This is a genomic window from Arcticibacter eurypsychrophilus (assembly GCF_001730525.1).
Taxonomy (GTDB): domain Bacteria; phylum Bacteroidota; class Bacteroidia; order Sphingobacteriales; family Sphingobacteriaceae; genus Arcticibacter; species Arcticibacter eurypsychrophilus.
This window is the reverse complement of sequence record NZ_MDFN01000021.1, coordinates 37,510-52,734: the sequence shown is the minus strand read 5'-3', so window position 1 is coordinate 52,734 and position 15,225 is coordinate 37,510. Positions and strand designations below refer to the sequence as shown.

The window sequence follows — 15,225 nt, the reverse complement described above, 5'->3', positions numbered from 1 at the left end:
CTTTTCAAAAATAAGAGCACCCTCTTTTTTTCTAGAAAAGCAAGCAGTAAACTACCTGGGCTCTATTATGAACAAACTATTATTTTTAATTATTTGTTACTTTTCATTGCAAAGTACCTTTTCACAAATTCAACAATATGCAGGTACAATTAAAGGAAGTGTAGTTGATTCAAGTAAAAATATTCCGCTTAAATATGCCACAATTTCATTATTTGAAGATAAAAAACTGAAACCTTTAAAAAATGTATTAACAAAAGAGGATGGTACTTTTCTAATCAGTCAGCTTCCAATTAAATCCTTTTCCGTATCCATATCCTGTGTAGGTTTCAAAACAAAAATAATATCTATTGCGACTATTCCTGCTACCAAAACACCCCTATTAAATTTAGGATTAGTTTATTTATCACCTTCTTCCAGTCAACTAAACGAAGTGATGGTCAATGTTTCAAAACCCTTAGTACGACAGGAAGTAGACCGGATAAGTTATGATGTGGCTTCTGATCCTGAAAAAGAAGCGCTTAATGCGCTTGATATGTTAAGAAAGGTTCCACTGATTTCTGTAGACGGTATGGATAATATTAAGTTAAAGGGAAGTGGCAACTACAGAATACTGATTAATGGAAAGACATCTGCTATGGTGGCTAAAAATCCATCGGATGTTTTTAAATCAATGCCTGCCAGTAACATTGTAAAAATTGAAGTAATCACCATTCCTCCAGCTAAATATGATGCTGAAGGTTTATCCGGCATCATAAATATAATAACTAAAAAAGCGGCTGATCAGGGTTATAATGGAAATGTGAGTGTTCGGTATAATACGGTAAATGGCCCGGGAGTTAACCTGAATGGTACAGTCAAGCAAGGGAAGTTTGGGTTTTCCGGCTACATGGGCAACAGTGTTCAAGGGAAGCAAACTGCAGGTACTGGTTCTACAAATACTACCGGTAATCCTGTTTCATCGATTTTAACGCAGGATGGATTAAGAACAGCAGACAATAAAAATACGTATGGAAGTGCGGAATTAAGTTTTGAAATAGACAGTCTGAATTTATTAACAGGTACTATTGAACATTCGGAAGGCAGTAATGATCAAAACGATAATCAGCTGTCTACACAGCTAAATGAAGATCATTCTTTAAATCAGTTATTCCGTTTAGTAAATCAGACGAATAATGATAACCACTCGACAGATCTGGGAGTAAATTATCAACTTGGCTTTAAAACAAATAAGGATCGCCTGCTAACTGTATCGTATAAATACAATTCATCAGGAGGCAAGCAAAATATAGAGGGAGCGTATGCCGAACAAATCAATTACAACCATCCGGATTACCGGCAATATAATAATTCGGGAACTAATGAGCAGACCATTCAAATGGACTATGTACATCCCCTGAAAAAGATAAATATTGAAATGGGGGTGAAGGCGATATTAAGGGATAACTATAGTGACTTTCAAAATGATCGTTTAAGTACAAATGGTCAATACATTACCGATGCGGCTCAAACCAACAGATTTAACTATCAGCAAAATGTGTATAGTATTTACAACTCCTATCAATTTAATCTAAAAAAATGGGTTGCCAAAGCTGGTTTACGCTTGGAGCGTACGGAAGTAAAATCAGATGTCACTTCCGTGGAAAGATATGCCGATCAAAGTTATACCGACTTTATTCCTTCCATTTCCTTGCAATATAAAATGAATAAAAAAAACAGTTTCAATGCGGGTTATACAGAAAGAATTCAGCGTCCCGGAATATGGCAATTGAATCCATTTGTTGATAAATCAAATCCAAAGTTCATTAGTTCAGGCAATCCGGATTTAAGCCCGGTTATCAGCCATTCGCTTGAATTGAATTATAGCAACTTTTCTAAAGGAACCGTAACCTTTGGCTTAACCTATTCATTTGCAAATAATACAGTTGAGAATGTAATTGGTATCAACGCGGATACCGTTTTATCATCTACCTACTTGAACGTTGGGAAAAACAGAGGATTGGGTGTCTTAGTAAACGCCAACTACCCTGTAACAAAAAAGTTAAGCATGAATGTAAATGCCATGCTTTTACATATTTGGTTAACAGGAAGCTCGGATGGCCAATTGTATACTAACAATGGATTCCAAGGAAATATATTTGGAAACTCAAGCTATAAATTTGGTAAAGGATATAGCATGGGATTCGATTTGGGCTTTGATAGCAGATACGTTATGCTTCAGGGTAGAGACAATTATTTTATTTATACTTCATTAAGCGGGACAAAAAGCTTATTGAAAAAAAAAGCTACTATCTCTATATCAACCAGTAACCCTTTTAGGAAATTTATAAAAATAGACTTTTACAGTGCCTCAAATTATTTCAGTCAGAGTAACTATTATGATGTCTTTTACAGAAGATTTAATGTGCGGGTTAACTATAAGTTTGGTAAATTAAAAAGTAGTATAAAGAAAAACCAAAGGGGCATTACTAATGATGATACGAGTACGAACCGGAATAGCCTCCCTTAATCAGTACCTAAATTTGGAACGACAAACCCATCCGGGCCTATTCATTCTAACCAATTCCTTGCAAATGTTAATAGGGTCTATGTATATTTGCTCCTTCTTTCGAACACAGAGGTATAAATACAGGTATGCAGATAAAACGAGTTGTTATAACAGGAATGGGCGCAATTACTCCGCTTGGAAATGATGTCAAAACTTTTTGGAATAGTCTCATTGAAGGTAAAAGTGGCGCTGGACGCATTACTAAATTCGATCCAAGTGCTTTCAGGACGCAAATAGCATGTGAACTGAAAAATTTCGATCCAACTGTATATATGGATAAATCCGAAATCAAAAGAACAGATCCTTTTACTCAATACGCCCTTGGAGCTGTAGAGCAGGCAGTTGCAGAATCAGGATTAGATTTTTCCAGCATGAATCCTTATGATACAGGTGTGATATGGGGATCAGGTCAGGGTGGAATGCTTACATTTGAAGAGCAGGTGAAGGAGTATGCAGCAAATAACTTTGTTCCACGATTTAGTCCTTTTTTTGTACCCAAACTAATTTCTAATATGGCGGCCGGATTAATTTCGATTAAATACGGCTTGATGGGCATCAATTACACGACTGTTTCTGCCTGTTCCACTTCCAACACAGCCATTATGGATGCATTAAATTATATCCGCTGGGGAAAGGCCAAGGTGATTATAACAGGTGGATCCGAAGCACCCATTACTGAAGCATCTATTGGAGGATTTTGTGCTTTGAAAGCAATGACCGTGCATAATGAAAACCCTGAGACTGCCTGCCGGCCTTTCGACATTGATAGAGACGGATTTTTAATGGGAGAAGGTGCAGGAGCATTGATATTAGAGGAATACGAACATGCAAAAGCCAGAAATGCATTTATTTATGCAGAAGTCGCAGGTGCAGCAATGACCGCAGATGCTTTTCATATGACGGCAACTCATCCTGAAGGTGAAGGTGCCTTTATGGCCATGCGTTTTGCATTAGAAGATTCTGGTATTGCTCCCGAATCTGTTGATTACGTAAATGCACATGCTACTTCTACCCCGGTAGGTGATATTAGTGAATTTAAAGCGCTGACCAAGCTTTTTAATGGTAAAACAGACCATTTACATATTAGTGCTACTAAATCCATGACGGGTCATTTATTAGGTGCGGCCGGTGCAATTGAAGCTATTGCAAGTGTTTTGAGTATACGTAATTCAATCATTCCTCCAACAATAAATTTAGTCACGCTTGATCCTGCCATATCTCCTGATTTCCACATTGTTAAAGATCATGCTTTAGAAAAAAATATTGATGTAGCCATGAGTAATACATTTGGTTTTGGCGGTCATAATGGAATTGTAGTTTTTAAAAAAATGGCATAAATAATTAATCGTTTAATCCTGAACAAATTCCCATGCACTCTGATATCCATTGATCTGCCCGGCATAAGTAATTAGATTAGCGTAGAAAGGCAATCGGGCCAAAGTAGCACTGTCACCTATAATAACGAGTTTTTTACGTGCCCTTGTCATGGCAACATTCATACGCCGGATATCAGAAAGAAAGCCGATTTCACCTTCGTTGTTACTTCTGGTCATACTGATATAAACGATATCGCGTTCCTGGCCCTGAAAACTATCAATCGTATTCACAGAAATTTTACCAAGACCCAATTGCATTGCAGGGGAATGAACCAGCTGTTCGTTTAGTAACCTGATTTGTTCCTTGTATGGAGAAACAACGGCAATTGTAGGAAAGTTCTCCATCGTATACTTCGTATTCAAATCAGAAATGAGCTTCTCTAAATGTCTAAATAAAAAGGCCGCTTCTTCAGGATTAGAAGAACTTGTACCTTGAAGCTTCTCATCAAAACCACAGCCTGCAGTATCAATAAAAGTGAATGGTTTGTCTCCCTGAAATAACAAATGATCTGCTACGGAAACATGTGCTTTTAATTTATTTTGATAAAACACTTGCGAGGAGTAATTCATAATGGCATTATTCATCCGGTATTGCTCCTCTAATAACACCACCGCATCTGGATGATACGCTACATTTTTTTCAAGTAAAGTCATACTCAAGCCTTCTTTGGCAGCTTCCCGGGATTTAATGGTGGGAGATAACTGAAAATGATCACCAGCTAAAATAACTTTTTGTGCTTTTAATATAGGAATCCAGCAGGCAGGTTCTAAAGCTTGTCCAGCTTCATCAATAACCACGGTATGAAACTTTACATCCCGGATAGTATAATGATTCGACCCAACCAATGTAGCCGTAATTACCTGGGCAGAAGACACCAGCGCATCAATAATGTACTGCTCCATTTTGCCTACCTCTTTCATGATCTTATGAGCCTCGTCAAAAAGCGCTTTCCGCTGATCGGATTCGGCTTTACCAAAGTTACGCTTGTACTTATGAGCCATGTTTTTGTATTCAGCTGCCTGCTTTTTAAGCTTCTTCAGCTCCTTCATTAAGGTATGCTCCGCCATTTTACTGTCTAAAGTCAAAGACATCAACTTGTCTGATACTCTTGCCGGATTACCTATCCTTAGTACATTTAATCCCTCAGAGGTTAGTTTTTCACTGAGTAAATCTACCGCCGTATTGCTTGGAGCTACTACCAGGATTTGCTTTTTATCCAATCCGATCATCGCCTTTATAGCCTGTACCAAGGTTGTAGTTTTACCTGTTCCCGGTGGCCCATGAACAATAGCTAAATCCTGGGCTGTAGTAATTTTTAACACTGCTTCTTGTTGCGAGATATTTAAACCTGTTGGATGGAGATAAGGGGCCTCATTATAAAAGGAAGGAGTCTTACTCCCGGTTAAGATCTGTATTAATGGCCCTTTTTCTGCTTCCCACATGAGCATGGAAGCTGATTTAAGGGCATTTTTCATTTCTTCATAACTATTATCATCAAAAAGCAGATCAATGCCAAGTTTTCCATCACGACACCAATCAGGTAATTCGTCAGCGAACAGTGTAATTTTTAGATTATTACCATTTTGATGAGAAACAGTTCCTTCCAGTTGATCATTTTTAATATCATGGTTGGAGAAAAGAGCGATTGACGCACCAAAGCGAAACTGATGAGCAAGATCCTGATGTGTGGTACGCTCAATCTCAACCGTTAAATAATCGCCCCGACCAGGTTCTGTACCTCTGATTGCAATGGGATACCAGGTGATACCGGCAGTCCTTCGTTCGGCAACTGAACTGGATTCTGTTAATTTGCTGTAAGATATTCGGTCTTCCTCACGTTCTACTTTTAATAGAGACAATAGCTTCTTAAAATAATCCATATATAAAGGTAATAGGTTCAAGAGTCAATGAAGAAAATCGTTAAAATAACCTTAATTTGCGTCCATATTAATTCCTAAATAAAAAAATTAATTTTTTCAGCCTTTATTATAATATTGGCTTCTTCATGCAGCAACACGGTACGACAATCTAAACTATTTAATGGCACAACACTTGATGGCTGGTATGCCTATGTGGAAGGAGAGAAGCATGAGGATGCCTCCACTATTTTTAATGTAACTGATAGTATGATCCGGATGAATGGTGAAAGACCCGGGTATCTGATGTCTAAGCAATCATACTCCAATTTTGAGCTGACACTTGATTATAAATGGAACACGGAACCAAAGTACCAACGCGGGAAAGGGAAGAAGAATAGCGGAGTGATGTATCAGGTTCCTGTTAGAGCTGATAAACTTTGGCCAGCAGGTATTCAGTATCAGATCAAGGAAGGGGCAACAGGCGATTTTGTTTTATTGGACAGTGTAACGCTAGAAGTCAGGGGCCAACGTAACCTACCCGGTAAAAGTATAGTGATACCCCGCTTATTCGAAAATGATCGGGTAGTGGGTGAATGGAATCAACTGGTAATAAAATCATATAAAGGGAAATGTTCCCAGTATCTCAATGGAAAATTAGTAAACGAAGGAATAGCATCTTCTTCTCTTTCAGGAAGGATCTTATTGCAATACGAAGGTTCACCTATCGATTTCAGAAGATTGATCATCAGGAAACTATGATGATTAGCATGTATTTTAACTTAAAAACTCCATTTTAAATTTCAATAACGAGGCTTGATAGGATGATAAAGGAGGCTTTAATGAAATTAAAACTCCTGAAGGAGTTTAATTTCATTGCGGTATAAAAGTATTTTCCCATCATTTTCTAATTGCTTTAACAGGCGTGATACCACTACCCTTGAGGTCGCCAATTCATCGGCAATCAAATAATGAGAAGCTTTAATTAAGTTTGAACCTGAAAGACGTTGTTTTTCCTTCAGATAAGCAATAAGACGCTCATCCAATTTATGGAAAGCAATACTCTCAATAGATTTTAGCAATTCTAAAAAACGCTCATTAAAACTCCGCATAATGTAGTTTTTCCAGCTGGGATATTTGCACAGCCATTCATCCAGTTTAGCATGAGGAATAGCTATGATATCCGCATCTTCCTCTACAATTGCCTTCACTTCACTTTTTTTAGCCTCTAAACAACAACTATAAGCCATGGAACAGCTTTCATTACTCGATAAGTAATACAACAGTATTTCTTTACCTGTATCATCTTTCCGAAGTACTTTAAGGGTCCCTTTGATTACGATGGGCATCATACGGATATATTTACCGTAATCCATCACTACATCGCCCTCTTTGAAGTGTTTTAACTCTCCATATTGATGTATTTCCTGTATTAAGGCGGGTTCGAATACTGAATCGAAATTAGTTATCTTTTCCATGTAAAACGGCTATTTCCCCTTCAAAGGAGGAAGGCAAATATAAAGTTAAATGTTCTCCGAATGTTTTTTAAACCATAATGTTAATATATTCGTACAAATAACATGATCTCCCTTCATGAAAAAACACCCAGTTCCCCATAATGAAAAAGAAAGAATCAATGCACTCTGGAATTATGATATTCTTGATTCATTAAAAGAAGTAGAATTTGACAGGGTAACAGAGTTGGCCTCTTTAATCTGCGATGTACCGATTTCATTAATTTCATTAATCGATAAAAAACGATTATGGTTTAAATCAAAGGAAGGTCTGGATGTTACTGAAATACCCAGGGATCTTGCTTTTTGCCAGCATGCGATTATGAATATTGGGTTGTTTGAGATCGAAGATGCCACAAGGGATGAGCGGTTCAAAGAAAATGATTTCGTTACTGGCTATCCAAACATTCGTTTTTATGCTGGTCAGCCTTTAATCGACCCGAATGGTTATGCTCTGGGTACCTTATGTGTTATAGACGATGAACCCAGGAAACTGACTGATACACAAAAAAGATCGATGCAATTACTGGCACAAGGGGTCATCACGCTCATTGTGGAAAGACGACAAAAAGCGGAACTTAAAAATTTCCAAAGCCTGTTCCAGCTTTCTAACGATTTAATTTGTATTACAGGCAAGGACGGTTTTTTTAAGAAAGTTAATCCTGCATTTGAAAAAGTATTGGGTTGGAATGCCAATCTATTATTAGACTCCTCTTTTTTTGATCTTATACATCATGATGATCGTGAAAATACGCAACAAGAAATACAAAGATTAACAAATGGACATCAGACCATCGATTTTACTCATCGTTTTATAACCACAGAAAACGATTATAAAATTTTGCAATGGACAGTGAGTCCGGAGCCTTTAACCGGCAATCTATTTGCAATTGCACGCGACATAACTTTAGAAAGATCGAAAGAGTTAGCGCTGGTTCAGAGTGAAAAAAAGGCGACTTCCTTTTTTGAAAACTCTCAGGGTTTTATGTGTACACATGACCTGAAAGGTAACTTTTTATCCGTTAATAGTGCAGGAGCTACCATATTAGGTTATACACAGGAGGAGATCTTAAAAAGAAGTTTATTTGATATTATCCCCCTATCACGTCATGCATTTCTGCAAAACTATCTAGCTGAAATAGAAAAAGAAGGGAGCTCGAAGGGACAAATGGTTACTCAGCATAAAGACAGCTCCATTAGGATTTGGATGTACAATAACATACTGGAAGAAAACCTTGATGGAGAGAGTTACGTTATTGGCAATGCAGTCGATATCACCGAAAGACATTACCTCGAAGAGGATTTACGGCTTACTAAGGAAATGCTGGAACAAACCAATAAAGTGGCTCGTGTAGGCGGCTGGGACCTGAGTTTTCCAAGTCAAAAGATATCATGGACCTCAGTAACGCGGGAAATACACGGTGCTGACCCCAGTTATGTGCCTGATCTGGTTAGTGGTATCAATTTCTATAAGGAAGGAAAGAGCAGGGATAAAATAACAAAAGCTGTAAATGAAGCTATAAAAGAGGGAAAATCATGGGATCTTGAACTTCAGATCATTACTGTGCAGGGGAAGGAATTATGGGTCAGAGCTTTGGGTAATGCCGAAATGGAAAAGGATACCTGCAAAAGAATTTATGGCACTTTTCAGGATATTAATAATAGCAAACTTATTGAGCTTGATTTAATGACTGAAAGGTTGAGGTTATCCGCATTTGTGGAACATGCACCCGCTGCGGTAGCCATGTTGGACAATAATATGTGCTATATCGCAGTAAGTAACCGTTGGCTGGAAGATGCAAATGCGGTTGGCCAAAATATTATTGGCACCTCTCATTATGACTTAGTGGTGGATATGACTGATGAAAGAAGAGAAAGACATAAACGTGTATTAAATGGGGCAATAGAAAAAAAGGAAGAAGATACCATTTCGCTTGTTGGCTCAGCGGAAAATCAATATATCACCTGGGAAATGAGGCCATGGTATCAATATGATGGCCAAATTGGTGGCATGATGATATTTACCCAAAATATAACATCAATCATCAGGCAAAGGGAAGAACTTAAAGTTGCCAAGCTATTGGCAGAGCAAGCAAGTGTAGCCAAGTCTGAATTTTTGGCTAACATGAGCCATGAAATCCGAACTCCTCTAAATGGAGTGATCGGTTTTACTGACTTAGTGCTGAAGACTAAGTTGAATGAAACCCAACAGCAATATTTGTCTATTGTGAATCAATCTGCAAATGGCTTATTAAGTATCATCAATGACATTCTGGATTTCTCTAAAATAGAGGCCGGTAAACTGGAACTGGATGTTGAAAAATGCGACTTATATGAAATGAGCTGTCAGGCTACTGATATTATTTCTTATCAGGTGCAAAAAAAAGGTTTAGAAATGTTGCTTAATATTTCACCTGATTTGCCTCGTTTTATTTATGCCGACACCATGCGGTTAAAGCAGATCCTGATTAATCTTTTAGGTAATGCTTCCAAGTTTACTGAAAAAGGTGAAATTGAATTGAAAATAGAACCCTTATCCACACAGGCAAATCAGACCATGATAAGGTTTGAAGTACGGGATACAGGTATTGGTATTCAACCTGAAAAGCAAAATAAAATATTCGAAGCATTTTCTCAAGAGGATGGATCTACTACAAAAAAATATGGAGGTACAGGACTTGGGTTAACTATATCCAACAAATTATTAGGTTTAATGAATAGTAGACTTCAATTAAAAAGCTCGCCAGGGAAGGGGAGTATATTTTATTTTGATGTCAGTTTTAAATCTGAACAAGGTGATGCCATAAACTGGGGAAACATCGACCGGATAAAACAAGTATTGGTTGTTGATGACAATGACAATAACCGTTTGATCATCAGTCAAATGTTATTATTGAAGAACATCCGCACGACTGAAGTCAAGAATGGATTTGAAGCCTTGCAACTTTTGTCAAAAGGGATTCAGTATGATGTAATTTTAATGGATTATCATATGCCATTTATGGATGGATTGGAAACCATCAAAAAAATTCGTGAAAGTTTTTATACTTCTCCTACTGAGCAATCAGTGATCCTTTTGCATAGTTCATCAGATGATGGGAAGATTATTAAAGCTTGTGAAGAGTTACAAATTAGTCACCGCCTGGTAAAGCCGGTCAAAATGCAGGACATATATAATGCATTGTCACGTCTCCATAAAAAAGAAATCGAAATAACTCCTGTTGAGGAACAGTTAACTGAGATATCAGAAAACTATTTCAATGTTTTAATTGCGGAGGACAATATGGTAAATATGCTTCTCGCACGAACTATCATTCATAAATTTGCGCCAAATGCTATTATTACTGAGGCTAAGAATGGAGTAGAAGCCTTGAATATTTTTAAGCGAAATACCCCGGATCTGATTCTAATGGATGTACAAATGCCTGAAATGAATGGTTATGAAGCAACAAAAGCAATCAGACTAATCAAAAATGAGATGTATACACCAATTATTGCTTTAACTGCAGGAAATGTTAAAGGAGAAAAGGAGAAATGTCTGGCGGTTGGCATGGACGATTTTGTTGTAAAGCCCATTGTGGAAGAGATGCTTATTGCTGTATTTAATAAGTGGTTAAAAAAAAACCATCAGAAAGGTAATGAGCCTAAGCTAGAAGAAGACATTGATGAAGCTTTACATTTTAACATCAATAAACTCATTAGCTATGTTGGCGACGATGAAGAGATTTTAAAAGAAGTACTTTCCCTGGTTAAGGAAGAACTGATCGTTTCAATACAAGTGTTGGAGAAATGTATAAATACAAAAGATCTACAAGGCATTAATGAAGCAGGGCATAAACTTTATGGAACGGCAGCATCAACTGGATTAAATGCACTCTCGAAAATAGGAAATGAGTTTGAGTATTTGGATACCTTTTCCTTGCCTGATTTACAGATACTGGTAACCAAAGCGCAGAATGAGATTAAAATAGTTTTAAAACTGGTTAATCAATTCTATCACAATAAATAGGTATGCTAGCCAGGTTGATATTATTTCTTGTTTATAAAACCAACTTAATTTCTAAATTATTATCTTTATAACGGCTTTAGGGGTATTCTGATATAGAATTGAGATAGTCCCTTTGAACCTGATGCGGTTTATACCGTCGAAGGGAAAAGCGTAGCAATACACTTAATACAGCTCTGCTCCAGAGACTCTTTAGCCCTATTTTATTAAATTAATTTAAAATATGGAAAAATCGCTTTGGGAATCCATCCTATGTGTCAGAAAAAATGCTCCTTTAGTACATAATATCACCAATTATGTGGTGATGAACAATACCGCTAACGCTTTGCTTGCTATTGGTGCCTCTCCAATCATGGCACATGCGCATCCTGAGATAGAGGAGATGGTGACTATTTCAAATGCAGTGGTTATTAACATCGGAACACTGGATGAATATTGGTGCAAGAGCATGGATCTTGCTGCTAAAAAAGCAATTGAACTTCATAAACCATGGATCCTTGACCCTGTAGGTGCCGGTGCAACGCTATTAAGAGACCAAACTGTAACCAGTCTCATCAACTATAAACCAACTGTGATAAGAGGCAATGCCTCAGAAATTATGGCCATTGCCAAAGTCAGTCGGCTTCAGACAAAAGGTGTTGATAGTGTCTATCAAAGTGAGGAAGCAATTGAAGCGGCACAGTGGCTGAATAGCAGCACGGGTAGTATTATCTGCGTATCAGGGGCTGTTGATGTAATCATTTCAGGAAAACAAAAAGTATTCATACAAAACGGGCATCCTATGATGCAACAGGTGACAGGATTAGGCTGCACAGCCACTGCGCTAATTGCTGCTTTCATAGGCAATGATCCCAGCGATCCTTTTCATGCCACAGCTTCGGCCATGTGTTTACTGAGTATTGCAGGAGAAATTGCACAGAAAAACTCCAATGGTCCCGGTAGCTTACAGATGAACTTATTGGATAAATTATACAACATAACAGAGCAGGAGTTTCATAACTACCTCAAAATTGAAGTTCAAAATGATTGATCGTTTTTCAAGCCGATTGTACCTGGTTGTGTCTGAGGATGCATGCAGGGGAAGAGATTTGGTATCAGTAACTGAAATGGCTGTTAAAGGTGGGGTTGATTTAGTTCAGATTAGGGAAAAACACAAGGACTTTGCTGCATTTCAATCCGTCACCTCGCGTTTAAAAGAAATGCTCGATCAGTATGGGGTTCCTTTGATTGTTAATGACAATTTGGCTGTTGCACTTTCCTGCTGTGCTTCCGGTATCCATGTTGGAAATTCAGATATGCTGCCTGCTGAAATAAAAAAGCAATGGCACGATGGTTTCCTATTGGGGTACTCGATCGAGTATGAGGAACAATTGTTCAATTCGCAAATCCAATATACAGATTACTTGGGCATCAGCCCTGTGTTCAATACCCAAACTAAGACTGATACTGTGACAGCATGGGGACTGCATGGCATCTCGAAGATCAGAAGCCTTACTAACAAACCTTTGGTTGCTATTGGAAATATACATGCAAAAAATGCTTATGATGTGATGCGTGCAGGTGCAGATTGCCTTGCGGTAGTATCAGCCATTTGCGGAGCAGAAAATCCGGAGCAAGCCGCAGCAGAAATAAGAAATCAAATTGAAAAAGCAATATGACTAAAAAGTATAAATACACCACCGTATTAACCATTGCAGGTTCGGATAGCGGGGGAGGTGCAGGCATTCAGGCTGATCTAAAAACCTTTTCCGCTTTAGGCTGCTATGGCATGTCGGCTCTAACCGCCTTAACCGCACAAAACACCTGTGGTGTCAGGGCAATCCATGCTATTCCTCCTGCATTTGTGCAATCTCAAATACAAGCCGTCATGGAAGATATATTACCGGATGCCATAAAAATAGGTATGGTACATACGACAGCACTCGTAGATGTAATTGCGGAGATCTTACAACAATACCCTGGAATCCCTGTCGTATTTGACCCTGTTATGGTAGCCAGCAGTGGCGACAGGCTAATTGAAGAAGATACCATTCAGTCGATCATTAAAAAGCTATTTCCTCTTGCTACTTTGATTACCCCAAATCTGGACGAAGCCTCCTTACTAACTGCTTTACGCATTGAAACCCTTGAACAGATGTATGAGGCCGGTTCTGAAATTATGAGAATGGGGTGTAATGCCTTGTTATTGAAAGGCGGACACCTGCAATCAGCTCAGCTTAGTTCCATGTTATTCAGACCTAATGTCGAGATAGGAGTTTACATGTCGGATAAAATAGATTCTAATAACACACATGGTTCTGGATGTACACTATCATCAGCCATCGCTTGCTATTTGGCTGAAGGCATTGCGCTAACGGATGCCATTACGCTGGCTCAGGATTATGTACATAACGCCATTTTGCACGGTAAGGACGTAATTACAGGCAAGGGACATGGCCCATTAAACCATTTTTATAATCCATATAAACTAACACTACATGAACTGGTCTGAAAAAGCCTGGGAAAGGGCAAACCCTATATATGAAAAAATCATCGCTATGCCTTTTATTGAAGAGCTACAGAACGGTACACTGGATCCTAAAAAGTTTAAATTTTATATTGAACAGGATTCCCGTTACCTGGAGTACTTTGCAAGAGCCTTATCCATAATTGCCGCAAAAGCAGAGGATGTAAACACCATGCTTGATTTTATTCGCTTTGCTGAAGGAGCTATTGCGGTGGAAAGATCTTTGCATGATTCCTACTTTAAACAATATGAGGTAAAGGGGCAGATTAGTATGTCGCCTACCTGCCATCATTATGTACACTTTTTGCAGAGTACCGTTTATATGTCGCAGTCTTCGGTAGGGATTGCTGCTGTACTGCCTTGCTTTTGGGTGTATAAAAAAATAGGTGATTATATCCTTTCAAATCAAACCAAAAACGACAACCAATACCAAAACTGGATTGATACCTATGCAGGCGATGAATTCGGTTTACTGGTTGAAAAGGCAATTTTAATTTGTGATACAGCAGCGGCGAGCAGTACTGTTGAGCAACAAGAAACTATGACTGAAGTTTTTTTGACCGCCTGCAAGTTGGAATATAACTTTTGGGATAGTGCATATTTACTAGAAAAATGGAAATAAAAGAAAGAGAAGGTTCTATCGTTTTCTGATGAGTTCTAACAAGCCATTGATAAAGGAAAGCGGATGAACCGGATTACCGGGAATGTATAAATCAATAGGATAGAGGTCTAAAAAACTTCGGTTAATAGCGTCACTATAAGTAAACATACCACCGCTTATTGCATCCGTTCCGGCCAAAATAATAATTTTAGGCTCAGGTATTGCCTCATAACATAGCTTAAGAGAAGCAGCCATATTTTTAGTTACCGGACCAGTAATCACAATTCCATCCGCATGTCTGGGTGATGCTACAAACTCAATACCAAAGCGACTCATATCAAAATTCACATTTGATGCTGCATTTAACTCCAGTTCGCAACTATTATCGCCCCCTGCACATACCTGCCTTAATTTTAAGGACCCTTTAAAATAAGTAGAAATTTCCTTACGGATTAAATCCGCATGAATTAGTATGGGTTGATCTTCACCTTCTTTTATGATAAGCCCATTCCGATCATTAGTAGCCATTTTATAATCATTACTGAACTTGATTTTCTCGGGACAGGCAAATGCGCACTGCCCACAAAAAATACATTTTCCTAAATCTATACTGAATGGCATATTGCTAATAGCTCCCGTAGGACACAGATCTATCAATTGCTGCTCATCGACCTGCAGATTAGAAATGACCGGACGCCCACGAAATGTATCCGAGATGATCGCCTTGGTTACATCCGGAATATATTGTTTACCCTGATGGAGTAATATTTTTAAATGATCAATCATAATCAGTTCAATTAAATTTGATTCCGCTGCATCA

Annotated in this window: 11 protein-coding genes and 1 riboswitch; of the genes, 8 read left to right on the top strand and 3 right to left on the bottom strand. The window is 38.2% G+C overall.

Annotated features, from left to right (window positions below; all coding sequences use genetic code 11):
• Positions 1-67: 67 nt before the first annotated feature.
• Together BFL47_RS12555 and fabF are read left to right on the top strand one after the other, a co-directional pair.
• Complete coding sequence (locus tag BFL47_RS12555) at positions 68-2,506, top strand: TonB-dependent receptor domain-containing protein (RefSeq protein ID WP_069660144.1); 2,439 nt, start codon at positions 68-70, stop codon at positions 2,504-2,506.
• Between the two features lie 125 nt (positions 2,507-2,631).
• A complete protein-coding gene (fabF, locus tag BFL47_RS12550) occupies positions 2,632-3,882 on the top strand; it encodes a beta-ketoacyl-ACP synthase II (RefSeq protein ID WP_170827318.1) in 1,251 nt (416 codons plus the stop codon).
• Positions 3,883-3,894: 12 nt separating this feature from the next.
• Here fabF and BFL47_RS12545 read toward each other — a convergent pair whose 3' ends face one another.
• The gene (locus tag BFL47_RS12545) at positions 3,895-5,802 is read right to left on the bottom strand and encodes an AAA domain-containing protein (RefSeq protein WP_069660143.1); all 1,908 of its coding nucleotides are present in this window, start codon (positions 5,800-5,802) and stop codon (positions 3,895-3,897) included.
• 114 nt (positions 5,803-5,916) lie between these two features.
• On the opposite strand from BFL47_RS12545, the gene BFL47_RS12540 reads away from it, so the two are divergent.
• Entirely contained in the window at positions 5,917-6,540 is a 624-nt protein-coding gene (locus tag BFL47_RS12540; protein WP_069660142.1) for a 3-keto-disaccharide hydrolase, read from the top strand.
• Between the two features lie 86 nt (positions 6,541-6,626).
• Here the strand turns inward: BFL47_RS12540 and BFL47_RS12535 are convergent, their stop codons facing one another.
• Positions 6,627-7,256 carry a Crp/Fnr family transcriptional regulator gene (locus BFL47_RS12535; RefSeq protein WP_069660141.1) on the bottom strand — a complete coding sequence of 210 codons (630 nt, stop codon included), beginning with the start codon at positions 7,254-7,256 and terminating at the stop codon, positions 6,627-6,629.
• A gap of 115 nt (positions 7,257-7,371) precedes the next feature.
• Between BFL47_RS12535 and BFL47_RS12530 the strand changes: the two genes are divergently transcribed.
• The 5 genes from BFL47_RS12530 to tenA all read left to right on the top strand — a co-directional run bounded on the left by BFL47_RS12530 (position 7,372) and on the right by tenA (position 14,426).
• Entirely contained in the window at positions 7,372-11,301 is a 3,930-nt protein-coding gene (locus BFL47_RS12530; protein ID WP_069660140.1) for a response regulator, read from the top strand.
• Positions 11,302-11,369: 68 nt separating this feature from the next.
• Positions 11,370-11,463: riboswitch (TPP riboswitch) on the top strand.
• 58 nt (positions 11,464-11,521) lie between these two features.
• Positions 11,522-12,328 (top strand): hydroxyethylthiazole kinase, encoded by an 807-nt coding sequence (thiM, locus tag BFL47_RS12525; RefSeq protein ID WP_069660139.1) that lies wholly within the window; start codon positions 11,522-11,524, stop codon positions 12,326-12,328.
• The gene (gene thiE, locus BFL47_RS12520) at positions 12,321-12,956 is read left to right on the top strand and encodes a thiamine phosphate synthase (protein WP_069660138.1); all 636 of its coding nucleotides are present in this window, start codon (positions 12,321-12,323) and stop codon (positions 12,954-12,956) included. The genes thiM and thiE overlap by 8 nt, the downstream gene beginning before the upstream one ends.
• A complete protein-coding gene (thiD, locus tag BFL47_RS12515) occupies positions 12,953-13,789 on the top strand; it encodes a bifunctional hydroxymethylpyrimidine kinase/phosphomethylpyrimidine kinase (protein WP_069660137.1) in 837 nt (278 codons plus the stop codon). The genes thiE and thiD overlap by 4 nt, the downstream gene beginning before the upstream one ends.
• A complete protein-coding gene (gene tenA, locus BFL47_RS12510; protein WP_069660136.1) occupies positions 13,776-14,426 on the top strand; it encodes a thiaminase II in 651 nt (216 codons plus the stop codon). Before thiD ends, tenA begins: the two co-directional genes overlap by 14 nt.
• Positions 14,427-14,441: 15 nt before the next feature.
• Here the strand turns inward: tenA and BFL47_RS12505 are convergent, their stop codons facing one another.
• Positions 14,442-15,191, bottom strand: a complete 750-nt coding sequence (locus BFL47_RS12505) for an NADH-quinone oxidoreductase subunit B family protein (RefSeq protein ID WP_069660135.1) — start codon at positions 15,189-15,191, stop codon at positions 14,442-14,444.
• Positions 15,192-15,225 lie beyond the last annotated feature (34 nt).

Coding starts and splice junctions, on each gene's coding strand:
- BFL47_RS12530 (WP_069660140.1), top strand. CDS start 7,372: ATGAAAAAACACCCAGTTCCCCATAATGAAAAAGAAAGAATCAATGCA.
- BFL47_RS12545 (WP_069660143.1), bottom strand. CDS start 5,802: ATGGATTATTTTAAGAAGCTATTGTCTCTATTAAAAGTAGAACGTGAG.
- thiE (WP_069660138.1), top strand. CDS start 12,321: ATGATTGATCGTTTTTCAAGCCGATTGTACCTGGTTGTGTCTGAGGAT.
- fabF (WP_170827318.1), top strand. CDS start 2,632: ATGCAGATAAAACGAGTTGTTATAACAGGAATGGGCGCAATTACTCCG.
- BFL47_RS12555 (WP_069660144.1), top strand. CDS start 68: ATGAACAAACTATTATTTTTAATTATTTGTTACTTTTCATTGCAAAGT.
- BFL47_RS12505 (WP_069660135.1), bottom strand. CDS start 15,191: ATGATTGATCATTTAAAAATATTACTCCATCAGGGTAAACAATATATT.
- BFL47_RS12535 (WP_069660141.1), bottom strand. CDS start 7,256: ATGGAAAAGATAACTAATTTCGATTCAGTATTCGAACCCGCCTTAATA.
- thiM (WP_069660139.1), top strand. CDS start 11,522: ATGGAAAAATCGCTTTGGGAATCCATCCTATGTGTCAGAAAAAATGCT.
- tenA (WP_069660136.1), top strand. CDS start 13,776: ATGAACTGGTCTGAAAAAGCCTGGGAAAGGGCAAACCCTATATATGAA.
- thiD (WP_069660137.1), top strand. CDS start 12,953: ATGACTAAAAAGTATAAATACACCACCGTATTAACCATTGCAGGTTCG.